Origin of the sequence: Curtobacterium guangdongense (assembly GCF_049341845.1) — a bacterium.
GTDB classification, from domain to species: domain Bacteria; phylum Actinomycetota; class Actinomycetes; order Actinomycetales; family Microbacteriaceae; genus Curtobacterium; species Curtobacterium guangdongense.
On sequence record NZ_JBMPIT010000015.1, the window covers coordinates 17,435 to 40,595 of the forward strand.

Sequence of the window (23,161 nt, forward strand, 5' to 3'; positions counted from 1 at the left end):
ACGCTCCTGCCCATCGCACCTGCAATAGGAAGCCGAATCGCGCGTAGGGAGCCGAAACAAACTGCTTCCTACGCGCGATTCGGCTTTGTACGCGCGAAACGGCCCCCACGCGAGCGCCCCGACCCCGAGCGCGCGAAACGGGGCCCGTGCCGCCCCGGCACGGACCCCGTCTGCTGCGGCGACTAGCGGCTCGTGGCCAACGTGTCGTTCGTCCCCGCGGCGACGCTCACGGGTGCACCCGCGATCGGAGTGGGCCGTCCCAGGGAACGGACGGTCCAGCCCGTCTTGACCCAGTTCTCGACCGGGAGGCAGTTGCGCGCATCGATGACGACCTTGCGTCCGACGAGCTCGCCGAGCACCGCGGGGTCGGCACCGATGATGTCGTCCCACTCGGTGAGCACGAGCACGATGTCCGCACCCTCGAGGGCCTCCGGCATCGACGCGGTGTAGCTGAGCGTCGGGAACGACCGCTTGGCCGTGTCCATCGCCTCGGGGTCCCACAGCGTGACCTGGGCGCCGCGGAGGTGCAGCGCGGCGGCGACGTTGAGCGCCGGCGAGTCCCGCACGTCGTCGGTGAGGGGCTTGAACGCCGCACCGATGACCGCGATGCGACGGTTCAGGACCGAGCCGCCGGCGGAGTCGATCGCCATGTCGATGACGCGCTGACGCTGGCCCATGTTGATCTCGTCGACCTGCTGCATGAGGCCGACGACCTGCCCGGCACCGATCTCGTTCGCGCGGTACATCAGGGCACGGATGTCCTTCGGCAGGCAGCCGCCACCGAAGCCGAGTCCGGCGTTCAGGAACTTCCGACCGATGCGGGCGTCGTGCCCGAGGGCGTCCGCGAGCGTCGTGACGTCGGCACCGGTGATGGCGCACATCTCGGAGATCGCGTTGATGAACGAGATCTTCGTCGCCAGGAACGCGTTCGCGCTGACCTTGACGAGCTCGGCGGTGGCGAGGTCCGTCGTGATGACCGGGGTGCCCTCGCTGATCGGTGCGGCGTAGACCTCGCGGATGACGGCGTCGGCAGCAGCGGACGCGCCGCCCCAGACCAGGCGGTCCGGGTGGAGCGTGTCCTCGACGGCCTTGCCCTCACGGAGGAACTCGGGGTTCCAGATGAGCTCGGCGGTGATGCCGCTCGGCGTGAACTCGCGGACGATGCCACGGAGCCGGGCTGCGGTGCCGACGGGGACGGTCGACTTGCCGACGATCAGGCCCGGGTGGGTGAGGTTCTCGGCGACGCCACGCGTGGCGCTCTCGACGTACGCGAGGTTCGCGGCGTGCGAGCCGGCCTTCTGCGGGGTGCCGACGCAGACGAAGTGGACGTCAGCCGCCGCGACGGCTTCGGCGATGTCCGCCGTGAACCGGAGCTTCCCGCTGGCGACGTGCTTCGTGATGAGTTCGGGCAACCCCGGCTCGTAGAACGGGACCTCGCCGGCGGACAGTGCCGCGAGCTTGGCGGGGTCGACGTCCACGCCGATGGTCTCGAAGCCCATCTCGGCCATGGCGGCTGCATGGGTGGCACCGAGGTAGCCGGTGCCGATGACGCTGATGACGGGGGCCGGGCGGCTGTCCGCGTTCTTCTTGGGAGCACTCACTGGGTTACCTCCTGAAGGTCGAAGTTGATGTCGGTGCGCTTGATGCCGTCCACGAAGGCCTGGAGGCTGTCGGAGCGCGAGTTGAGTCGCCAGTCGTTGGTCGAGCGGACACCGTCGACGACGGTCGTGGCGGTCTCGCTGAAGTACGAGAACCCGATGATGTCGTCGTTCGCGGGATCGGCCAGCGCGTCGAACAGGGACGTGATCCACTTCGACTTCTGCCCGTTGGACACGGTCGTGCCGGTCTCGGTGGCGCCGATCTCACTGAGGAGGATGTGCTTCCCGGGTGCCACCTGCCGGAGCTGCCCGACGGTCGCTCCGAAGGTGTTCGCGAAGGACGGGGTCTCCGAGGCGGTGCGGTAGTAGCCCGACATGCCAACCCAGTCGACGTAGTCCGCGCCCGGGTAGTAGTTCTTCATGTAGTCGAGCGTCTGGTACTTCGTGTTGCCGAGCTTGTCGATGCGGCTCGGAGCCCAGTTCCACACGACGTAGTCGTTCGCGCCGTTCGCCTGGAACACGTCGTGGACGTGCTTCCACATCGCGACGTAGGAGCCGGCGGCGTTCTTCTGGTCGGTCCCTTCGGACCAGTTGTACCAAGAGCCGTTCATCTCGTGGTCGAGACGGATGACCATCGGCTGCCCGTTGGCCTTGAGTGCCTGGGCGTACTTGGTGAGGTAGGCGTCGAACTTGCCCGAGATGATGTCCTGGTTGGTGTACCCAGGGACGTACTTCTCGTCGTTGCCGGTCTTCGCGGGAGCGGACTCCCACGTCATGATCGGGAGCCGGCCGTTCGCCCAGGAGCGCTGGACGGCGCTCGCGTTGAAGTCCTGGTCGAAGCCCTGGAAGAACCCGACCATGTTCGTGGCCTTGCCGACCTGCTGGGACACCTGGTCGTACTCGGCCCAGTTGAACGGCGACTGCGCGGTGTAGAGGCCGTACCAGCGCGTGGGCTGGTTGAGGATGTCCGCCTTGGACGGGACCGCGACGGGGGCCGTCGGGTTCGGGTCCTTCGACGGTCCGGTGTTCGGGTTCGTCACGCCGTGGCCAGTCGAGGCGTTGTGCGTGCCGTTCCCGGAGGAGCCGGAGCCCGACCCCGAGCCCGAACCGGACCCTGTCGACCCGGAACCGGACTTCGCCCCGGCTGCCGCCTGTGCCTTCGCGGATCCGAGTTCGGACTGCAGCGAGGCGATCTGCGCCTTGAGCTGCGCGACCTGGTCGCCGCGGGATCCGGACTGGGCGGTCGAGGACTTGAGCTGCCCCTCGAGCTTCCAGATCTGCTTCTGCGCCGCGGTCAGCTTGGCCTGCAGCGCCTCGGCGTCGACGGCCTTCTCCTGGGAGGTCTTGACGCCGAGGGCGTGGTGCACAGCGGTCGAGACCGGGCTGGACGGCGAGATCCACACGGACCACGTGATGAGGCCGAGCGCCACCACGATCGCGGTCGTCCCCACGGCCGTGCGCTTGGCGTGCTTGCTCGATGGTGCCCACCACGAACTGGTGGAACGGAAGAGGTCAGACAATGGTGAGAGCCTCCAGGGCGAAGATCGCGATCCCGATGCAGTACGGGATCGCCGCGTAGGGGTTGTACCGGCGGACCTTGGCGGGCTTGGCCGCCGCGGCCGGAGCCGTCGGCGCTGCCGCGGCTGCCGCCGAGCGGCGGGTCGCCAGGACCGTCGAGGTCGAGTTGGTGGTGGCGTCGAGACCGTCGTACTCGCGACCGGCCGGGCCGAACAACTCGTCGAAGGCGCGATCCGCCGCGACCTGGTCGTCCGTCCGGGCGGTCACCCGTCCGGAGCCGTCCGTCGTCGTATACCCGGCAGCACGGTCGATCGGGCTGACCGGCGTCTGGGTGGCGACGGCCTGCGGCTGCGCCGGGTCCGTCTCCATCGGACCACCGGCGTAGGCCCCGGCACGGGTCCCCCAGCCGCTGGCGTGGGCGAGCCGGAAGAACCCGATGAGGCGGATCGGCATGAGGAAGAACGTCGACACGATGATGAACATCGGCAGCCGGAAGAAGTCGCTCGGCTTCTCGGCGAGGTGTCGCATCTGCCGGATCGCCATGCTCAGGACGCTGGACACGACCATGAGTGCCGCGACGTAGATGAACCCCGTCGAGAACCCGTACTGGTGCAGGATCCCCTGGTAGAGGTTCTCGCCCTGACCGGTGAGCGCGCGGTAGATCCAGCCGGCGATCACGCCGAAGAGCATGAACGGCAGGATGATGTCGGTGATGAAGAACAGCGCCAGCACCGGTGCGTGACCGAGCATCCACGGCATCATGCGCAGCGTGTTGTACTGCGAGCCGCGGGCCCAGCGGAGCTGCTGCTTGAAGAGCTTCTTCACCTGCAGCGGAGCGTCCGTGTACACGAGCGACGTGTACTGGTAGACGGTCCGGTAGCCCTCCTTGAGGGTGAGGTTCGTCAGCGTGCGGTCGTCGGAGACCTCGAGGAAGACGCCCATGAACTTCTCGTGCATGAAGCGGTCCATGACGCGCATCAGGATGTTCCGGCGGAACGCGATCGTGCGGCCGGGCAGGCAGCCGATCTGTCCGAGGACGCTCTGTGCGGGCATCGAGTAGAGCGCTCGCGAGTTCTCGAGCCAGTCCGCCCAGCGGGTGATCCACGAGCGTTCGGGCTCGAGGATGCGCTGCCGGGTGGTGACACCGCCGACGGACTCGTCGGCGAACGGCCTGAGGAGCTCCTCGAGCGTGCCGGGGGTCCACACCGTGTCCGAGTCGACGAGGACGGTGATGTCCCCGTTCGACATCTCGGTGCCGACCTTGACGGCGTTGCGCTTGCCGGGGATCGGCGTGTGGGTCCAGCGGACGAGTGGGGCGAACTCCTCGCAGACCTCCTCGAGCGCTTCGTTCCTCTTGCCGTTGATCACGACGATGATCTCGCCGGGGCGCTGCTCGACCATGCGGCCGATGACGTCCCGGAAGAGGTCCAGTGGCTCGTCCACGACGGGGACGACGACGCTCGTCGTCCCGACGTAGGTGCCGGTGAAGGGGCGGTAACGGGCGGACAGGACGACCTTGAGCAACCAGAGCAACCAGATCACCGCGGAGTACACGGCGAAGAGGTAGAACTCGGGGTGTCCGTCGACCATCTGCCTGATCTGCAGAATGAAGGTGAACATCGATCCCTGCTTCAACGTTCGGGGTGGTGATTCCGCGCCATCGGGAAATCGGGGGTCGGTTCGGGTGTGACCCATTGACGCACCTCAGAGGCGACCGGTGCAACATGACCCCCGTCCGGGGGCGTTACGGGCACGTTACGGGGTACACCGAAGTCCCCCGCAGGGCGCAGTACTCCTGTCCCCTCGGTTGCTGTCAGCACATGTGCGGACCACGTTTACCCCACCGGTCACCCCGACCGGCGAATCCGTCAGCCTGGAGGCTCGGTGCACTGCAGCACGAAACCCCAGTTCCGAGCGGGGTCACCTGATGCGTCGCGACCCGACCTCACGACGCGTGGTGCGGAGATCCGCATGGTTGGTAACGGCTCGGTAACGAGCTGACACGTGTTGCTGAGAGGGGTACAGATCGGGCGATTTCGGGGGACGTCGCACGACACGAAGAATTAACCTCCGACGACATGTCACCTTCGCCTCGAGATCCGCACCCCGGGCGTGTCGAGCGGGCGTCAGGCGCCGTAGAACTCGCGCTCGAACACCTGTCGGGCACGTCGGGTGACGCCGAGGTAGTCCTCCTCGAGCTGCGTCGCCGACCCCGGCGGGTACTCCATCAACCGCGCGACACCCTCGAGCTGGATGCGGTCGACGGGGAGCACGTCCGTGGTCTTGCCCGACCACAGCACGAGGGCGCTGCGGGTCCTCGACGCGAACCGCCACGCTGCGGCGAGCCGTTCGCCGTCCTCCGCCGCGACGAGCCCCTCGGCGACGGCTCCGTCGAGCGCGTCGAGCGTCGACGTCGTGCGGAGCGCCGGCACGGAGAGGGCGTACTGCAGCTGCAGGAGCTGGACGAACCACTCCACGTCGCTGAGGGACCCGCGACCGAGCTTGAGGTGGCGCGCCGGGTCCGCGCCGCGGGGCAGCCGCTCGGACTCCACACGGGCCTTGATGCGACGGACCTCACGGACCTCGCGCTCCTCGATGTGCTCGGGGTACCTGGTCCGGTCGGCGAGGTGCTCGAAGTCGCGGAGGAGCTGCTCGTCCCCGACGGCGCCCCTGGCACGGAGGAGCGCCTGCGCCTCCCACGTGAGCGACCAGCGGGCGTAGTACGCGCCGTAGGACTCGAGCGTGCGCACCACCGGGCCGTTCTTGCCCTCCGGACGCAGGTCGATGTCGAGGTCGAACGGGTAGATGGCGTCGTCGGTGAGCCGGTTGAGCTCGCGGACGATCACCTGTGCCGCGCGCGAGGCCGTCTCGCCGGCACCCTCGGGCGCGCGGTAGACGTAGACGACGTCGGCGTCCGACCCGAACCCGAGTTCGCGCCCGCCGTACCGGCCCATCGCGATGATGCCGAACTCCAGGTCGTCCGGAGCGTCGCGCCGCGCCAGGTCGAGCGCGCCGGTCAGCGTCGCCTCGGTGATGTCGCTGAGGGCGGGTCCGAGCTGGTCGACGTCGAGCCTGCCGAGCGCGGCCGCCATGCCGAGCCGCAGCGTCTCGCGCCGACGGATCGAGCGGATCAGGGACGACGCCGCTGCCACGTCGTCGCCGTGCCGCGCGGTGGTGGCGCGGACCTCGGACAGCAGGAACGCGATCGGTCGTGGCTGCAGCAACGACTCGGGTTCGTCGAGCCAGGCCACCGCCTCGGGGAAGCGTTCGAGGAGCCCGGACAGGAACGCGGACTCGGACAGGACGGTCGTCAGGCTGTGCGCGGCACCGGACGAGTCGCGGAGCATGCGGAGGAACCAGCTGGACTCCCCCAGGGTGTCGCTCAGCCGACGGAACGCCAGGAGCGCGCGGTCTGGTGCCGGGCCCTCGGCCATCCACCGGAGCAGCACGGGCAGCAGGTTCCGCTGGATGGTCGCACGACGGGACGTCCCCGGCGTGAGCGCCCGGATGTGTGCCAGCGCACCGTCCGGATCCGCGAAGCCGATCGCACCGAGGCGGTCCCGCGCCTGGTCGTTCGTCAGGACGATGTCACCGTCGGACGCGGCCACGGCGGACAGCAGCGGGCGGTAGAACAGCCGCTCGTGCAGGCCGCGGACCTCGAGCTTGACGGCACGCCAGCGGGTCTCCAGCGCACTCGCGGACGTCGCGACGCCGCTCGAGCGTGCGAGGACCCGGAGCTCGTCCTCGTCCGCGGGCATCATGTGCGTCCGTTGGAGCCGTCGGAGCTGGATCCGGTGCTCGAGGACCCGCAGCAGGGCGTAGTCGGGACCGAAGCGTGCGGCTTCCGGTCGTCCGACGTACCCGGCGGCGGTGAGCGCGTTCATGGCCTCGAGCGTCGAGCGCACCCGGACGCTTTCGTCATCCCTGCCGTGCACGAGCTGCAGGAGCTGCACGGTGAACTCCACGTCGCGGAGGCCCCCGGGTCCGAGCTTGAGCTGTCGGTCGACCTCGGCGTCCGGGATGTTGTCGGTCACGCGTTCGCGCATCCGCTGCACGGACTCGACGAACCCGGGACGCTTCGACGAGTTCCACACGAACGGCGCGACGGCAGCGACGTAGCGCTCCCCGAGGTCCGTCGACCCGGCGATCGCGCGGGCCTTCAGCAGCGCCTGGAACTCCCACTCCCGGGCCCAGCGCTCGTAGTACGCCACGTGCGAGTCGAGGGTGCGGACGAGTGCGCCGTCCTTGCCCTCCGGGCGCAGGTTGGCGTCCACCTCCCACAGCGCCGGCTCGACCGCGAGGTCGGTGATCACGTGCGTCGCGGCGATCGCGATGCGGGTGGAGATCCGGACGGCCTTGTCGGTGTCGACGCCGGATCCGCTGTCGGGGTCCAGGGTCGACTCGGTCACGAAGATGACGTCGACGTCGCTGACGTAGTTGAGCTCGCGCGCGCCCGCCTTGCCCATCGCGATGACGGCGAGCGGGGTGGCGGCGACGTCGGCCTCGGAGAACGGGACCTCTCGCCTGGCCACGTCCACGGCGACGTCGAGCGCAGCACCCGCGAGGTCGGCGAGCCCGGCAGCGACGGCCGGGAACGCGCTCGTCGGGGACGGGTGCAGGACGTCGAACAGGGCGATCTGGGCCAGGTGCCGTCGGTAGCGCACCCGGAGCCGTAGCCGGGCTTCCTCACCGATCGCACCGTCGACGGCCTCGGTCAGGGACGCCGTGTACTCCTGCTGCGACCACGGCTCGGTGACCGGGTCGAGGAGCAGTGCGAGTTCGGCTGGTCGGCGCTGGAAGAAGTCCCCCAGGCCGACCGAGGCACCGAGCAGCCGGACGAACCGCTCGGTGGCGTCGTCGTCCGCCAGGACGGCCCTGACCTCGTCCGGGTGCGTCTCCATGAGCCGTTCGATGCGCCGGAGCGCGCCGTCAGGATCGGCCGTGGACTCCCAGAGCCCCGGCCACTCGCTGACCGGCAGCCGCATGTCGGAGCCGAACCGGGCCTCCAGGTCGGCCAGACGCTCGAGCGTCTCGGAGAGCTCCGCGAAGCCCAAGCGGGCCAACTCGGAACGCGACGTCTTCGTCCTGCCGGTCATCGATCAGCTGATCACAACATGCCGAGGTTGGTGTCCAGCTCGAACGGCGTGACCTGGTCGCGGTACCGCTTCCACTCCTGCCGCTTGTTGAGGAGCACGTAGTTGAACACCTGCTCGCCCAGCGTCTCGGCGACGAGCTCGGAGTCCTCCATCAGCGACAGTGCGTGGTCGAGGCTCGCCGGGAGCTGCGCGTACCCGAGGGCCTTGCGCTCCGAGTCGGTCAGGCTCCAGACGTTGTCCTCGGCCTCCGCCGGGAGCTCGTACCCCTCTTCGATGCCCTTGAGCCCGGCGGCGAGGATGAGCGAGTACGCCAGGTACGGGTTCGCCGCGGAGTCGATGCCGCGGTACTCGACGCGCGACGACTGGCCCTTGTTCGGCTTGTACAGCGGGACGCGCACCAGGGCCGAGCGGTTGTTGTGGCCCCACGTGACGAACGAGGGGGCCTCGTCGCCGCCCCAGAGCCGCTTGTACGAGTTCACGAACTGGTTCGTGACCGCTGTGATCTCCGGTGCGTGCCTGAGCAGACCAGCGATGAACTGCTTCGCCGTCGGGGACAGCTGGTACTCGCCGCCGGGCTCGTAGAACGCGTTCTGGTCACCCTCGAACAGCGACACGTGCGTGTGCATGCCGGAGCCGGGCTGCCCGGAGATCGGCTTCGGCATGAACGTCGCGTAGACGCCCTGCTCGATCGCGACTTCCTTCACCACGGTGCGGAAGGTCATGATGTTGTCCGCCATCGTCAGCGCGTCGGCGTACCGGAGGTCGATCTCGTTCTGCCCCGGGCCGGCTTCGTGGTGGCTGAACTCCACCGAGATGCCGAGGTCCTCGAGCATGCGGACGGCACGGCGCCGGAAGTCGTGGGCGCTGCCGCCGGGGACGTTGTCGAAGTAGCCGGCCTGGTCGACGGGCTTCGGGCCGCCGTCCTTCCAGTCCCGGTCCTTCAGCAGGTAGAACTCGATCTCGGGGTGCGTGTAGAACGTGAACCCGCGCTCGCTCGCCCGCGCCAGCGTGCGCTTGAGGACGTTGCGGGGGTCGGCGACGGCGGGCTGGCCGTCCGGCGTCGCGATGTCGCAGAACATCCGCGCGGTCGGGTCGATCTCCCCGCGCCACGGCAGGATCTGGAACGTGGAGGGGTCCGGGTGTGCGAGCACATCGGCTTCGTACGAGCGGCTGAGGCCCTCGATCGCGGAGCCGTCGAAGCCGATCCCCTCGGCGAACGCCCCCTCGACCTCTGCCGGGGCGATCGCCACCGACTTCAGGGTCCCGATGACGTCCGTGAACCAGAGTCGGATGAACTTGATGCCCCGCTCCTCGATGGTGCGGAGCACGAAGTCCGTCTGCTTGTCCATGCACGCCCTTTCCGCGTTCCACCACGGCCGTACGACGGCCGTGCTCAATAGGCTAGTGGTCATGCCCCGTCTCCGCTTGGCACTCGCCCAGACGAATCCGGTGGTGGGCGCGTTCGCCCGGAACACCGCCGGGATCGTCGACGCCGTCCGCTCCGCAGCCGCACGGGGCGCCGACCTCGTCGCGGTCGGTGAGATGGCGATCTCCGGCTACCCGATCGAGGACCTCGCGTCACGGCCGTCGTTCCTGCGGGCCGCGCGTGCCGCGGTGGTCGCGCTCGCCGCACGGCTCGCCGACGAGGGACTCGGTGACGTCGCGGTCGTCGTCGGGCACCCGGACGGGCCGTTCGAGCCGCGGGCCGTCGACGTCAGCACGGCCCCGACCGCGATCGCGAAGAACTGCGCGAGCGTCCTGCAGCACGGACGCGTCGTCGCCACCACCGCGAAGTACCACCTGCCGAACTACTCGGTGTTCGACGAGTACCGGGTGTTCATCCCCGGTGACGACCTGCTCGTGGCCCGGATCGCGGACGTCGACGTGGCGATCATCATCTGCGAGGACCTCTGGCGCGACGGCGGTCCGGTCGCGCGGGTGCTCGACGCCGACGCCGGGCTCCTGCTCGTCGTGAACGCGTCGCCGTGGGTCGCAGACAAGGACGAGGTCCGGCTGCCGCTCGTGACCCGGCGTGCGACCGAGTCCGACACGATCGTCGCGTACGTCAACATCGTCGGCGGGCAGGACGACCTGGTCTTCGACGGCGACTCCGTCGTGGTGGACGAGCAGGGCACGATCCTCGCCAGGGCCCCGCAGTTCGAGTCGCACCTGCTCGTCGTGGACATCGACCCGGCACGCGCCACGGACCCCGTCGAGACCGACCACGTCCAGCGGGTGCACCTGGACACGCCGAACACGACGCCCGGCGAGCTCCCCGGGCGCCCGGCGCTGCCACGGGACATCGCGGCGCCGCTGGACGACACCGCCGCGATCTGGGACGCGCTCGTGCTCGGTACCCGGGACTACGTGCAGAAGAACGGGTTCCGCTCGGTGGTCCTCGGGCTCTCCGGCGGCATCGACTCTGCGGTGTGCGCGGCCATCGCCGTGGACGCCATCGGTCCGACGAACGTGTTCGGCGTCTCCATGCCGTCGCGGTGGTCGTCGGACCACTCGCGGTCGGACGCGGACGACGTCGCCGCCCGGCTCGGCCTGCAGTACCGCACGGAGCCGATCGCCGACCTCGTCGCACCCTTCGACGACCAGCTCGCCCTCACCGGGCTCGCGGCGGAGAACATCCAGGCCCGGGTCCGTGCGCTCATCCTGATGGGGCTGTCGAACCTCGACGGGCACCTGGTGCTGACGACGGGCAACAAGACCGAGCTCGCCGTCGGGTACTCCACCATCTACGGGGACTCGGTCGGCGGGTTCGCCCCGATCAAGGACGTCCCGAAGACGATGGTGTGGGAGCTCGCCCGGTGGCGGAACGCGGTCGCCGCGTCACGTGGCGAGACCGAACCGATCCCGGAGAACTCGATCACGAAGCCGCCGTCGGCCGAACTCCGCGACGGACAAGAGGACCAGGACTCCCTGCCGCCGTACGAGGTCCTCGACGCGATCCTCGATCTCTACGTCACGCAGGCGCAGGGCGCGGCGGACATCGTGGCGCGGGGGTTCGACGAGGCCACCGTGGCCGAGGTCACGCGCCTGGTCGACCGGTCCGAGTGGAAGCGCCGACAGGGCGCCATCGGTCCGAAGATCTCCGGCATGGCGTTCGGTCGCGACCGGCGGCTGCCGATCACGTACCGCCCCTGACGGGGCCGGATGGCGGACGGGAGGCACGGTGCCAGCTGGCAGCGTGCCTCCCGTCTGTCACCGGTCGCGTCCGGATCGCGTCACGCGTCCTCGTCGTCCCACTTCTCGTTGTTGGCCTTGATGCGCTCCAGCGCGTGTTCGGCCGCTTCGCGGGTCTCGAACGGGCCGATCCGGTCGCGCTGCGGGGACTGCGGTCCCTGCTCGACCGCGTGGGTCTTGTCGTTGAACCACCACTGGGACTCGATGCGCTCGTCGCTCATGCCGCCAAACGTACCCTCGCCGTCCGCGGCACGGGCGGCACGGGTCGTCGTCCGCCGCGGCTAGAGTGGTCCGCATGCCCCGGGACGAACACGGACACCTGACCGCCGGCCGCATCTCCCCCCAGCGGCCCGTCCCGAAAGACATCGAACGCCCCGAGTACATCGGCAGGGTCGAGCCCCACGAGCACGGGCTCGGTGACACCTACTCCGCGTCCGAGATCGAGCTGATCCGCACCGCCGGGCGCATCGCATCCCGGGCGATCGACGCGGTGGCCGAAGCGATCCGACCCGGCGTCACGACCGACGAGCTCGACCGCATCGGGCACGAGTACGTCGTGTCGCACGGTGCGTACCCGTCGACGCTCGGCTACCGGGGCTACCCGAAGTCGCTGTGCTCGTCGGTCAACGAGGTCATCTGCCACGGCATCCCGGACGACACGGTGCTGCAGGACGGCGACATCGTGAACATCGACATCACCGCGTTTAAGGACGGCATGCACGGTGACACGAACCGCACGTTCGTCGTCGGGCAGGCATCGCCCGAGGTCGCTGACCTGGTCGAACGCACGCGGATCGCGATGGAACGCGGCATCAAGGCCGTCGCCCCGGGTCGGCAGGTGAACGTCATCGGCCGGGCCATCGAGTCCTACGCCAAGCGCTTCGGGTACGGGGTCGTCCGCGACTACACCGGGCACGGGGTCGGCCGGGCGTTCCACTCGGGCCTGATCATCCCCCACTACGACGCACCCCAGTACGACACCGTCATCGAGACCGGCATGGTGTTCACCATCGAGCCGATGCTCACGCTCGGCGGCATCGAAGCGGACATCTGGGCCGACGACTGGACCGTCAGCACCCGCGACAAGTCCTGGACCGCGCAGTTCGAACAGACCCTCGTCGTCACAGAACGTGGCGCCGAGCTCCTCACCGTCTCCTGAAAGGCAACCGCTCCTCATGACCTCACTCGCAGTCGGCGTCGACATCGGCGGTACGGGCATCAAGGGCGCGATCGTCGACACGACGACCGGTGAACTGACGACCGACCGGATCAAGAAGGCCACCCCGGAGGGTGGGAAGCCGCACGATATCGTGTCCGTCGTCGTCGAGATCCTCGAGGAGCTCGGCCCGGACCAGGACGTCCCCGTGGGCGTGTGCTTCCCCGCGATCGTCCGCGACGGCAAGACCATGTCGGCGGCGAACGTGTCGAAGAAGTGGATCGGCTTCGAGGCCGAGGCGCTCTTCGAGAAGGAGCTCGGTCGCTCCATCCACTTCGTCAACGACGCCGACGCCGCCGGGTTCGCCGAGCAGCAGTTCGGCGCGGCGAAGGGTCGGGACGGCCTCGTGATCATGACGACGCTCGGTACGGGCATCGGCACCGCGCTCATCAACGACGGCGTGCTGATCGTGAACGCCGAGCTCGGCCACCTGGAGATCGACGGGGTCGACTACGAGACGAAGGCCTCGTTCGCGGCGAAGGAGCGGGACGACCTCTCCTGGAAGCACTGGGCGAAGCGCCTGCAGAAGTACTACTCGCGACTCGAGGCGCTGCTCTCCCCGGAGCTCTTCGTGGTCGGCGGCGGCGTGTCGAAGCAGTACGACGAGTTCCTGCCGCTCCTCGACCTGCAGGCGGACATCATCCCCGCGACGCTCCGCAACAACGCGGGCATCATCGGCGCGGCGACCCTGGCGTTCAACTCGAAGTAGCGGGGCCCACCCCGGCCCTTGAGATCGCACTTCGTGTCGGTTCCGCGCGCCGGGATGCGACACGAAGTGCGATCTCGGCGTCAGGGGGCGGGAAGATCGCCGGTAGACTCGGCACTGCGAACGGGTCGGTGAGACGGTCGCGTCACTCCCCCGGGAGTGCCGAGGAACGTCCGGGCTCCACAGAGCAGGGCGGTGGGTAACACCCACCCGGAGCAATCCGCGAGACAGTGCCACAGAAAGCAGACCGCCGGCGGAGACGTCGGTAAGGGTGAAACGGTGGTGTAAGAGACCACCAGGGGTCCGGGTGACCGGACTCGCTCGGTAAACCTCGCCCGGAGCAAGGTCAGACAGAGGACGTCGAGGCTGCTCGCCGAGTCCTCGGGTAGACCGCTGGAGGCCGACGGCAACGTCGGTCCGAGAGAGATGGCCGTCACCGCTGCAAGGCGGGACAGAACCCGGCGTACGGCCGGCCCGTTCGCACCACGACCGCCGGCATCACACCGGGAAACGGACACAGCACCACGGAGATCCGCGGTGCTGTGTCCGTTTCGTGGTTCGGTGGGCAGGCCCTACAAGCCGGACTCGGCCGTCCGGACCAGGATCGCCTCGCTGTCCGGGCAGAGCACCACGTCGTCCGGCGCCGCCGCGCGGACCGCCTGCAGGTCGGCACCGGTGAGCGTCACGCCGGACGCAGTCGACACGCCACCCTGCAGCAGCGACGCCCCGAAGCCGTACCGCGCACGCTGGCGCTCGTACAGCGCGAGGAGGTCGTCCGGGACCTTCGCCGCGACGTCGGCGCGGCTCTGGGTCGCCGAGACCCGATCGCCCTCGAGCCGCTGGATCTCGGTGTCCCGCTCCGCGACCAGGGCGGTGCGCTGCGCCTCGACGTCGGCGAGCTCGGCCTCGACGTCACCGACCCGCGCACGGAGGACGTCGAGCGTCTCCATGATCTCCAGCTCGGACGTCTCGAGGTCCCCGATACGGCGCTGCAACGAGTCGAGTTCGTTCTGGAGCCCGGCGGCGTCCTTGGCGCTCGACACGTTCTGCAGCATGGTCGTGTCGCGCTCGACCCGCGCCTGGGCCGTCGCGGTGTCGGACTCGAGTCGGGCGAGGTCGCGCTCGGCGTCCTCGACCTTGCCGGTCGCGGCGACGAGTTCGCTCCGGAGCCCCGCCGCGGTCGTGCCGAGCTCGGTCAGCTTGGCGCCCTTCTGCAGCGAGCTGATGCGGTGCGCGATGCGGGTGATGTCGTTGTCCAGGCGCTGGACGTCGAGGAGGATGACCTGGTCCTCGGGTGCTGCCTTCATGGTCAGGCTCCTTCGTTGTGGTGCTCGGTGGTGGGGACGGAGGCGTTCGGCAGGACCGCGAAGTCCCACGGGTCGGTCCGGAGGTCGCTCACCGTCACGCGGACACCGGCGGCGCGACGGAGTTCTTCTGCTGCGACGTCGAGCCAGAGCCACTCGGTGGCCCAGTGCGACGTGTCGATGAGGGCCGGGCCGCCGGCGAGCATCGCCTGCTCGCGGAACTCGGACGCCGGGTGATGGCGGAGGTCGCTCGTGACGTACACGTCGGCGGCCTGCACGAGCGGGTTGCCCAGCAGGGAGTCCCCGGCGCCGGCGCAGAGCGCGACGGTCCGGACGGGCTGGTCGTACGCGCCGGACACGCGGACGCCCGACGCGGTGGCCGGCAGGACGTCGACGATGCGCCGTGCGAGCGCACCGAGCGAGACGGACTCCGGCAGGACGCCGATCCGGCCGATCCCGGTGTCGGCTGCCGCACCGGGCTCGAGCGGCCGCAGGTCCGTGAGGCCGATCCGGTCGGCGAGCACGGCCGAGGTGCCGGAGCGCACCACGTCGGCGTTGGTGTGCGCGGCCACGAGCGCGCAGCCACCGCGGACGAGCGTCGCCAGCACGGAGCCCTTGTACGTCGACTCCGCGATCGTCGTCACGCCGCGGAGCAGCAGCGGGTGGTGCGTGACGAGCAGGTCGGCACCGAGCGCGACGGCTTCACGCGCGGTGTCCGGCACGGCGTCGACGGCGAGGTGCACGTGCTCGACGACCGCGTCCGGGTCCCCGGAGACGAGGCCGACCGCGTCCCAGGACTCCGCGCCGTCGACCGGCCAGAGGGACTCGATCACGGCCTGGAGATCACGGAGCGTCGGCATCCGATCAGTCTACCGAGGAGCGGCAGTCCACCGGCTTCAGCGGCGGACGAGCCGGAGCACCGCGGCGACGACCCGGGACCACCAACCGGACTGCGCCGGCTCTTCGGTGGTCGCCACGGGCTGCGGCTCCGGTGACGGTGCGACCGCCGGGAGCTCGGCTGCGTGCTCGGCGGCGAACACGACCGGCGTGCCGGCCGTCTCCACACGGTGCGCACGGAGGACGGCGGCGAAGGCGTCGCGGTCCACGACCGTCGGACCGGTCGCGGGCTGGACGAGCGGGGTCGGCCTGGTGTTCGCGGACACCGGCGACACGGCCGGGAGGCTCAGCACGGGTCGTGCGGGCTCGTCACGCTCCGTGGACTCCACGTCCAGGTCCTCGACCCGGTCCGCGGTGACGGGCGCCGCTGCAGGCTCGACCAGGGCAGGTGCCGGGGTGGGGGCCGTCACCACGGCGACCGAGCCCGCGGTCACGACGGCGACCGCTCCGGTGGCGGCTGCACGGCGGGCGGCGGCACGGTCCCGACGGTCGTTCTCGTCGGCGGCGTCGGCGAGCAGGTCGGCGAAGACCGAGCGGGCGTACGCACGCGCGGCGTCGACCTCGGGGTCCGTGAGGTCGGCGACGACGGCTTCCCAGGCGGACAGGCGGGCGAGGTCCTCGTCGCGACGGCGGACCTCGTCCTCGAGGATCACGATGCGCTCGATCACCGGGCGGCCGCTCTGCGCGGACACCTCGACCTCGAGCTCGTCGATGCGGAGCGCGAGCCGCTCCGGGGGTTCGGGGAAGGACGGAGCGCAGACCGAGGCGTGACGCCCACGGTCGCGCGGGCGACGGAACGCCGTGTCGTCCGAGGATGCCGGCGTCGGCTCGTCGGTGGCGTCGTCGCGCTCGGATGCGGCGTCCGTGGTGGCGTCCGGGCGCTGCACCGGGCCCGTGACGGGCGGGACCACGAGGTCCGACACGTACGGGGACCGGGTCGCCGGTGCGTCACGGAGCCACTCCTCGAGCTCGCGACCGAAGGGGTCGACGAGGGGGGTGCGTGCACCGGACTGCGTTTCCATGAGGGAAGTATGAATATCGCGCGCTCGATTCCGTCGGACATCCGCGGAGTGTCGCGGCATCGCGTGCCATATCGCCCGGAACGTGAACGGCGTGTCGTCCGGGCGGCCACCGGTCGGTTGCGAACGGCCCTACAGGCTCGTCACGAAGTCCTCGAGCAGGGCGCGCCCGGCGTCCCAGTCCCCCACGCCGCTCGCCACGTTGACGTGCCCGTGCGCGCCGATCCGCCGCACTCCCGCGCCGAGCGTCGAGGCGATCCCGAGCGCACGATCAGCGGTGCAGTACGGGTCGTCGTCGCTCACCACGAGGACGGTGGGCGTCCGCACGACCTGCGTCGGGACCGTGAAGCCGGCCGCCGCGGCGGGGAACCCGGGAGCGTCCGGGTCCGGCGGTGCGACGAGGAAGGCGCCGGCGACCCGGCCGTCGTCGTGCTCCGCGAGCCACGACCCCACCGCCAGCACGCCGAGGCTGTGCGCCACGAGCACGGGCGGTTCGGCACACGCCGCCACCGCACGGTCGATCGCGGCCGACCAGTCGTGGGGGTCCGGCTCGGACCAGGACGTCGGCGCGATCCGGACGGCGTCGGCTCCGCGGGACTCCTGCCAGTGCGACTGCCAGTGCTCGGCGTCGGAGTTCCAGATGCCGGGGACGATCACCCAGGGTCGAGGTCGGCTCACTCCTGCAGCGTACGGGGGTCGTCCGCCGTCGTCGATCAGCCCTGCAGCGTGTCCCGCGGGTACTCGCCGAAGCGCGAGGCGTACGCCGCCGAGAACCGCCCGAGGTGCGCGAATCCCCACTTCACCGCCACGGACGCGACCGTCAGCTCCCCCGGCGATGACCGGCTGAGCTCCTCGCGGATGCGATCCAACCGAATCCCGCGGAGCATCGCGTTCGGGGCGGTGCCGACCTGACGCTGGAACGCCTGCTGCAGACCACGGACGCTCAAGCCGACCTGTTCGGCGACGTCGGTCGTGGAGATCGGTGTGTGCGCGAAGGCGTGCATGTACTCCACCGCCTCGCGGACCCTGCCGGTCGCGCCCTGCGGCAGGGGGACGTCCGGCGTGAGCAGCCGGTGCGGGAAGGTGCGGAGCAGCGTCGTCGCGGTCTCGCGGGCGGTCTCCGCCAGCACGAGCGGCGAGACCGGCGCGCTGCCGAGCACAGTCGCGGCAGCGGCCTGGACCTGCCGGTTCCACACGCGCACGTCATCGGCTGCGAGCGCGGCGGCGTGGTCGAACACGAGCGGCCCCGGCTGCACGCCGTGCAACTCCGCCGCCACGCCCTCCAGGTAGCTGCGCTCGAACTGCACCAGGCTCTGCCGGACGTCGGCGAGGTCGAAGACGTACGGACGTCCGGTCGGGAACATCATCGGCGTCCCCGGGACGAGTGTCACCTCGTCGCGGCCGACGTCGACCTGACCGCCGCCCTCGGCCGTCCACATCACGACGTACTCGTCACGCACCTCGATCTCGCCGGACACCCGGGCGTCGAACCGACTCGACCGGAAGGACATCGTGTCGTCGCCGACCACACGGAACCGGTAGGAGAAGTCACGCTCCGTGTACTGCGCAGCGAAGCCGGTGCCCTCGTAGGCGTCCTCGTACATGCGGAGCGCCGCGCCGAGGTCGTCACCAGACGTCTCGAAGCTCATCCTGGGGTCGGACTCGACTGTCATCGACCGGATCGTGACACGTGCCGCAGGCCCCGATGGAATCGCCGTCGGAGCCTTGCGGGTTCCGGCTCACCCAGTGCGCGTTCTGGACAGTCAGGCGGTGGTGGCGGACCGGCCGCGGCGTACTGTCCAGCGGTTGTGGTCGCCCTCGCGTTCGTACCGCAGCTCGTCCACGACCATGCCGACCAGCGCCAGACCGCGACCGCTCTCCGCGGACCCGTCCGGCAGCACGGCGGCCGCTGGGTCGACGGACGCAGGCCGACCGTCGTCGGTGAGCCGAGCCTCCAGGCCGTCACCGGTGACCGCGAGCGCCAGCGAGCACGCGACCCGGTGTCCGCCACCCGCGTGCTCGACGACGTTGGACGCGAGCTCGACGAGCGCCAGCTCGAACGCCATGCGGTCCTCGGCGCCGACCGACGGCTCGGTGCCCCACACGCCCGCGAGGAAGTCGTGGACCGCGTCCACGTCGTCCGGCGGGGACGCGAACTCGAGGCGGTGCTCACCCACGGCGGACCCGCTCGTCACCAGTTCGACACCGCGGCGTCCCCGTCCGGGTACGTCCGCAGGATCTTGTCGATGTTCGAGAGCTTCAGCACCATCGAGACCTGGTCCGACGGCGCCGCGATCCGCAGGTCGCCGCCCGCCTGCCGCGCGGTCTTCAGGCATCCGACCAGTGCGCCGAGTCCGGACGAGTCCATGAAGTCCACGCCGGAGAGCTCGACCACCACACGGTGCCGACCGTCCCCGACCACCTTGGCGACGGTCTCCCGGAACGCGGGGGCCGAGACCATGTTGAGTCGCCCCTTGCACTCCAGGACCGCCGCGTCCGTCTGCGCCTCGTGTACGACGATCTCCATGCGGGTGGTCCTCCTCAGGTCGGTGCGCGTGCACCACGGACCCTATCGGTTCGACTCCGACCACCGTCGGTACGGTCAGCGAGTTCTCCGTGTCGCCACCGTCTGCACGACCATCGCCGCCGCCATCAGCACGACCATGACCGCACCCATCGCGAGCGCGGTCCCGCCGAGCAACCCCGCGAGCGGGGTACCGAGGCCACCGAGCCCGAACGACAGGCCGCCCTGGAGTGCGGCCGCCGTTCCCGGGTGCGCGGCGCCGACGTGCTGCGTGCGGGTCATCGCGGCCGGCAGGACGAACCCCCACGCGCCCGTCACCACGGCGAGCGAACACCAGACCGGGATGGGACCGAGACCGAAGAGCGCCGAGGCCAGCACCCCGGCCCCGCCGATCGTCCCGACGACGAGCCCGAACGTGAGCAGGCAGTCCTCGGAGAACCGCCCGACGACCCGTCGGAACACGAGGGTGGTGATGATCATCATCGTCGCGTTCGTGGCGAAGACGATCGTGTACAGCCCCTCCGAGAACCCGAACTGCGTCTGGAACACGAACGAACTCGTCGCGATGTACGCGAAGAAGCCGATCGTCGAGAGCACCCCGGAGAGCAGGTAGGCGCGGAACCGCGGGATCGCGAGGAGCTCGCGCATCCGGTGCCAGTTCGCGCCGAGGCCGATGCCGCCGCGGGCCTCGGGGCGGAGGGTCTCGCGGAACCGGGCCACCACCATCACGAAGAACACCGCGCCGAGGACCGCGAGCACGACGAACATCACGCGCCAGGTGCCGACCGTCAGCACCGCTCCCCCGGCCAGCGGCGCCACGACCGGCCCGATCGCGTTGATCGCCGCGAGGGTGCCGAACACCTTCGCCATGACGGCCCCGTCGGTCACGTCGGACACCATCGCCCGCCCGGCCACGGCAGCGGCTGCTCCGGCGAGGCCCTCCACGACCCGGGCGACGACCAGCGTGACGACGTCGGGCGCGAGGGCGCACCCCAGCGAGGCGACGGCGAAGAGCGCGGTGCCCCAGAGGAGCATCGGCCGGCGACCGATGCCGTCGCTGACCGGGCCGGCGAGCAGCTGCCCGACCGCGAAGGCCACGAGGAAGGCCGTCAGGGAGAGCTGCACGGCGCTCGGCGTGGTGCCGAGGTCGCGGGCGATCGCCGGGAGCGCGGGGATGTACATGTCGGTGGCGAACGGCGAGACTCCGACGATGAGGGCGAGCGGGACGATCGGCGGCAGGATCGTCGAGATGGTCCCGGTCCGCATGCGCTCCGTCGTCACGTCCGTCACGCTACCGCGGACCGAATCGATTCGACAGGCCGGGACGCGATCCGGACCGCCAGGCGGTCACCGGCACAGGACGGAGGCCCGGTGCCGGTCTCGTGGACCGGCACCGGGCCTCCAGGCGGGTGCGTTCGCGCGTCAGCCCGTGTTCTGCAGGCCGGCGGCGATCCCGTTGACCGTCAGGAGCAGTAGCCGGTGGTCGGCGTCGGCCGGATCGGTGCTGCCGGTGCTGCGGATGGCGCGCAGGGCGCGGAGCTGCAGGTGCGACAGCGCGTCGACGTAGGGGCTGCGGAGTCGTACGGCGCGGGCGAGCACCGGGCGGTCCTCGAGCACGTCGTCACCGCCGGAGACCCGGAGCACCCACTCCCGCGTGCGGAGCATCTCGTCGAGCACCTTCGCCGCGAGGTCGTCGCGGTCCGCGAGCTCGAGGTAGCGGCGGGCGATGTGCTCGTCCGTCTTCGCGAGCGACATCTCGACGTTCTTGATCATCGCGCCGAAGAGCGGCCACTCGGCGTAGGCGGTGCGGAGGAGTTCCTCGTCGCCGACTGCCTGGAGCGCCGAACCGAGGCCGTACCAGCCGGCGAGGTTGATCCGGGCCTGCGTCCACGAGAAGACCCACGGGATGGCGCGGAGGTCCTCGAGCGACTCGACCGACAGCCCACGGCGCGCCGGACGGGACCCGAGCGGCAGCAGCCCGATCTCCTCCATCGGGGTCACCGTTGCGAACCACGGCGCGAACCCGTCGGCCTTCACGAGGTCGTAGAACGCGTCGCGGGAGACGTCGTCGAGCCGCTGGGCGAGGTCGGCGAACCGATCGGCGGCGGCCTCGGTGAGCGCCTCGTTCGACGGCGACGACGCGAACAGCGTCGCGGAGGCCATCTGCTCGAGGTGCCGGGCGGCGATGTCCTGGTCGCCGTACTGGGCGAAGATGACCTCGCCCTGCTCGGTGAGCTTCAGCCGACCGTCGATGGACCCCGGCGGCTGGGCGAGCACGGCCTCGTTCGCGGGACCGCCACCGCGGCCGAGCGATCCGCCGCGACCGTGGAACAGGGTGAGCTCGACGTCGTTCTGCCGGGCCCACTCGGCGATCTTCGCCTGCGCGTCGTAGAGCGCCAGGTTCGCCGACACCGGGCCGACGTCCTTCGACGAGTCCGAGTACCCGAGCATGACCTCGAGCTTGCGGCCGGTCGCGGCGAGGCGTCGCTGGAACGCCTCGGTCCGGACGGCCTCGTCGAGGATGCCGACGCTCGCGTGCAGGTCGGCGAAGGTCTCGAACAGCGGGATGACGTCGAGCACCGGCGCGGCCTCGGCGGACCCGAGGGCGGCAGCCGCGAGGGCGTGCACGTTCGCCAGGTCCTCGGCCGACTGCGTGAACGAGACGATGTACCGGTTCGAGGCCCGCACGCCGTACCGACGCTGCAGGTCGGCGATGGTCCGGAAGACGGCGAGGACCTCTTCGGTGGTCTCGCTGAGCTCGCCGCCTGCGCGGATCTCGGCGAGGGCGGTCCGGTGCACCTGCGAGTGCTGGCGGACCTCGAGCTCGGCGAGGTGGAACCCGAAGGTCTCGACCTGCCAGATGAGGTTCTGCAGTTCGCCGTACGCGGGACGGGCGGCACCGGCCGCGACGAGCGAGGCCTGGATGGTGCGGAGGTCCGCGAGGAACGCCTCCGGACCGTCGTACGCGAGCGCGGCGTCGCCACGTCGGGTCGCGTCGATCCGAGCAGCGGTGAAGAGCAGCGCACGGCGGTGCGTCTCGTTCGGCGCGCGGATCCCGATGCGCTCGGCGATCCCGGCGTCGAGGGCTTCCTGCGCCGCCACGAGCGCGGTCAGTCCGGCGTCGGCCGGCGTCTCGCTGCTGTCGAGCGTCAGGGTGCTGCCGATGCGGGTCGCCGCGCGCATCAGGCCGAGCAGGATGTGCTCCGCCGCGATCTCGGCCGCCTGTCGGGTGACGTCGGCGGTGACGTGCGGGTTGCCGTCGCGGTCGCCGCCGATCCAGGTGCCGAACCGGACGAACGCCGGGGCCTTGGCCGGGGCGCTGCCCGCGTCGTCGCCCTGGAGCCGGTCGTCGAGCAGACGGTAGACCTGCGGGACGATCTCGAACAGCGTCTGGTCGAACACGCTCATCGCCGTGCGGACCTCGTCGAGCGGGGTCGGCCGGGTGGTACGGAGCGGCGACGTGCGGAGGAGGTTCGTGATCTCCTCGAGCAGCCGCCGTTCGTTCTCCACGAGCGCCGTCGAGTTCTTCGCCCGGTCGCGCTCGTCGATGAGGTCCGTGATGCGGCGGACGGCCGTGGTCACCGCGCGACGGCGGGCCTCGGTCGGGTGCGCGGTCAGGACCGGGTGGAAGCGGAGCGAGTCGAGTCGCGCCGCCGCCTGCTCGGCGCCGACCTCGTCGACGAGCTGGGCGAACGTCGCCGGGAAGGAGTCCCCCGCGACCCCGCCGTCGTCCCCGCGCAGGCGGAGCACGCGCACGCGGTGGTGCTCCTCGGCCAGGTTCGTCAGGTGGAAGTAGGTGGTGAAGGCGCGTGCGACCTCTTCGGCGCGTTCCGCCGAGAGCCCGGACACGACCGCCTCGGCACGGGCAGCGCCGTCCGCGTCGGAGCCCTCGTACGCCTCGATCACCGCGGCACGCAGGGCCTCGACGTCGCGCAGGAGGTCGTCGCCGCCGCTCTCGCGCAGCACGCGCCCGAGCAGCTTGCCGAGGTAGCGGACATCCGATCGCAGGTCGCTGTCGACCGCTCCGCTCACATCGTCGCGCGCGCTCCCGAAGCGCGTCGATCCGTCGATCGCCGTCATCTCGTCCTTTC

The 23,161-nt window shown here is 70.5% G+C and carries 18 protein-coding genes and 1 other RNA gene; 4 read left to right on the forward strand and 15 right to left on the reverse strand.

Going from position 1 to position 23,161, the window contains the following annotated elements; translation table 11 throughout:
- Positions 1 to 182 precede the first annotated feature (182 nt).
- The 5 genes from ACO0E1_RS17660 to ACO0E1_RS17680 form a co-directional block, all read right to left on the reverse strand.
- Entirely contained in the window at positions 183 to 1,601 is a 1,419-nt protein-coding gene (locus tag ACO0E1_RS17660; protein WP_422875358.1) for a UDP-glucose dehydrogenase family protein, read from the reverse strand.
- The gene (locus tag ACO0E1_RS17665) at positions 1,598 to 3,118 is read right to left on the reverse strand and encodes a glycosyl hydrolase (protein ID WP_422875359.1); all 1,521 of its coding nucleotides are present in this window, start codon (positions 3,116 to 3,118) and stop codon (positions 1,598 to 1,600) included. Before ACO0E1_RS17665 ends, ACO0E1_RS17660 begins: the two co-directional genes overlap by 4 nt.
- Positions 3,111 to 4,736: a glycosyltransferase family 2 protein gene (locus tag ACO0E1_RS17670; protein WP_422875360.1), complete on the reverse strand. Its 1,626-nt coding sequence runs from the start codon at positions 4,734 to 4,736 to the stop codon at positions 3,111 to 3,113. The genes ACO0E1_RS17665 and ACO0E1_RS17670 overlap by 8 nt, the downstream gene beginning before the upstream one ends.
- A gap of 506 nt (positions 4,737 to 5,242) precedes the next feature.
- The gene (locus ACO0E1_RS17675; protein WP_422875361.1) at positions 5,243 to 8,212 is read right to left on the reverse strand and encodes a bifunctional [glutamine synthetase] adenylyltransferase/[glutamine synthetase]-adenylyl-L-tyrosine phosphorylase; all 2,970 of its coding nucleotides are present in this window, start codon (positions 8,210 to 8,212) and stop codon (positions 5,243 to 5,245) included.
- Positions 8,213 to 8,223: 11 nt separating this feature from the next.
- Positions 8,224 to 9,561: a glutamine synthetase family protein gene (locus ACO0E1_RS17680; protein ID WP_422875362.1), complete on the reverse strand. Its 1,338-nt coding sequence runs from the start codon at positions 9,559 to 9,561 to the stop codon at positions 8,224 to 8,226.
- Between the two features lie 61 nt (positions 9,562 to 9,622).
- Here ACO0E1_RS17680 and ACO0E1_RS17685 point away from each other — a divergent pair, with 61 nt between their 5' ends.
- Positions 9,623 to 11,365, forward strand: coding sequence for an NAD+ synthase (locus tag ACO0E1_RS17685; RefSeq protein WP_422875363.1), 1,743 nt, complete (start codon positions 9,623 to 9,625; stop codon positions 11,363 to 11,365).
- 80 nt (positions 11,366 to 11,445) lie between these two features.
- On the opposite strand, the gene ACO0E1_RS17690 is transcribed toward ACO0E1_RS17685, so the two are convergent.
- Positions 11,446 to 11,625 (reverse strand): SPOR domain-containing protein, encoded by a 180-nt coding sequence (locus ACO0E1_RS17690; RefSeq protein ID WP_281264370.1) that lies wholly within the window; start codon positions 11,623 to 11,625, stop codon positions 11,446 to 11,448.
- A gap of 74 nt (positions 11,626 to 11,699) precedes the next feature.
- On the opposite strand from ACO0E1_RS17690, the gene map reads away from it, so the two are divergent.
- The 3 genes from map (at position 11,700) to rnpB (ending at position 13,807) form a co-directional block, all read left to right on the forward strand.
- Positions 11,700 to 12,563 (forward strand): type I methionyl aminopeptidase, encoded by an 864-nt coding sequence (map, locus tag ACO0E1_RS17695; RefSeq protein WP_422875364.1) that lies wholly within the window; start codon positions 11,700 to 11,702, stop codon positions 12,561 to 12,563.
- Between the two features lie 16 nt (positions 12,564 to 12,579).
- Complete coding sequence (ppgK, locus tag ACO0E1_RS17700; protein ID WP_422875365.1) at positions 12,580 to 13,329, forward strand: polyphosphate--glucose phosphotransferase; 750 nt, start codon at positions 12,580 to 12,582, stop codon at positions 13,327 to 13,329.
- A 121-nt stretch (positions 13,330 to 13,450) separates the two neighbouring features.
- Positions 13,451 to 13,807, forward strand: an RNA gene (gene rnpB / locus ACO0E1_RS17705) — RNase P RNA component class A.
- A 91-nt stretch (positions 13,808 to 13,898) separates the two neighbouring features.
- Here rnpB and ACO0E1_RS17710 read toward each other — a convergent pair.
- The 9 genes from ACO0E1_RS17710 to ACO0E1_RS17750 form a co-directional block, all read right to left on the reverse strand.
- On the reverse strand, positions 13,899 to 14,633 hold the full coding sequence (locus ACO0E1_RS17710; protein WP_422875366.1) for a zinc ribbon domain-containing protein: 735 nt from the start codon (positions 14,631 to 14,633) through the stop codon (positions 13,899 to 13,901).
- Between the two features lie 2 nt (positions 14,634 to 14,635).
- Positions 14,636 to 15,490 carry a Nif3-like dinuclear metal center hexameric protein gene (locus ACO0E1_RS17715; RefSeq protein ID WP_422875367.1) on the reverse strand — a complete coding sequence of 285 codons (855 nt, stop codon included), beginning with the start codon at positions 15,488 to 15,490 and terminating at the stop codon, positions 14,636 to 14,638.
- 36 nt (positions 15,491 to 15,526) lie between these two features.
- Positions 15,527 to 16,549, reverse strand: a complete 1,023-nt coding sequence (locus ACO0E1_RS17720) for a hypothetical protein (protein ID WP_422875368.1) — start codon at positions 16,547 to 16,549, stop codon at positions 15,527 to 15,529.
- Positions 16,550 to 16,678: 129 nt separating this feature from the next.
- Complete coding sequence (locus tag ACO0E1_RS17725) at positions 16,679 to 17,224, reverse strand: RBBP9/YdeN family alpha/beta hydrolase (RefSeq protein ID WP_422875369.1); 546 nt, start codon at positions 17,222 to 17,224, stop codon at positions 16,679 to 16,681.
- A 35-nt stretch (positions 17,225 to 17,259) separates the two neighbouring features.
- Positions 17,260 to 18,219 carry a helix-turn-helix transcriptional regulator gene (locus ACO0E1_RS17730; RefSeq protein WP_422875370.1) on the reverse strand — a complete coding sequence of 320 codons (960 nt, stop codon included), beginning with the start codon at positions 18,217 to 18,219 and terminating at the stop codon, positions 17,260 to 17,262.
- Positions 18,220 to 18,309: 90 nt separating this feature from the next.
- Positions 18,310 to 18,741 carry an ATP-binding protein gene (locus ACO0E1_RS17735; protein ID WP_422875371.1) on the reverse strand — a complete coding sequence of 144 codons (432 nt, stop codon included), beginning with the start codon at positions 18,739 to 18,741 and terminating at the stop codon, positions 18,310 to 18,312.
- A complete protein-coding gene (locus ACO0E1_RS17740) occupies positions 18,738 to 19,073 on the reverse strand; it encodes an STAS domain-containing protein (RefSeq protein ID WP_422875372.1) in 336 nt (111 codons plus the stop codon). Before ACO0E1_RS17740 ends, ACO0E1_RS17735 begins: the two co-directional genes overlap by 4 nt.
- Positions 19,074 to 19,148: 75 nt before the next feature.
- On the reverse strand, positions 19,149 to 20,351 hold the full coding sequence (locus tag ACO0E1_RS17745) for a multidrug effflux MFS transporter (protein ID WP_422875373.1): 1,203 nt from the start codon (positions 20,349 to 20,351) through the stop codon (positions 19,149 to 19,151).
- Positions 20,352 to 20,492: 141 nt separating this feature from the next.
- On the reverse strand, positions 20,493 to 23,150 hold the full coding sequence (locus tag ACO0E1_RS17750) for a phosphoenolpyruvate carboxylase (protein WP_422875374.1): 2,658 nt from the start codon (positions 23,148 to 23,150) through the stop codon (positions 20,493 to 20,495).
- Positions 23,151 to 23,161 lie beyond the last annotated feature (11 nt).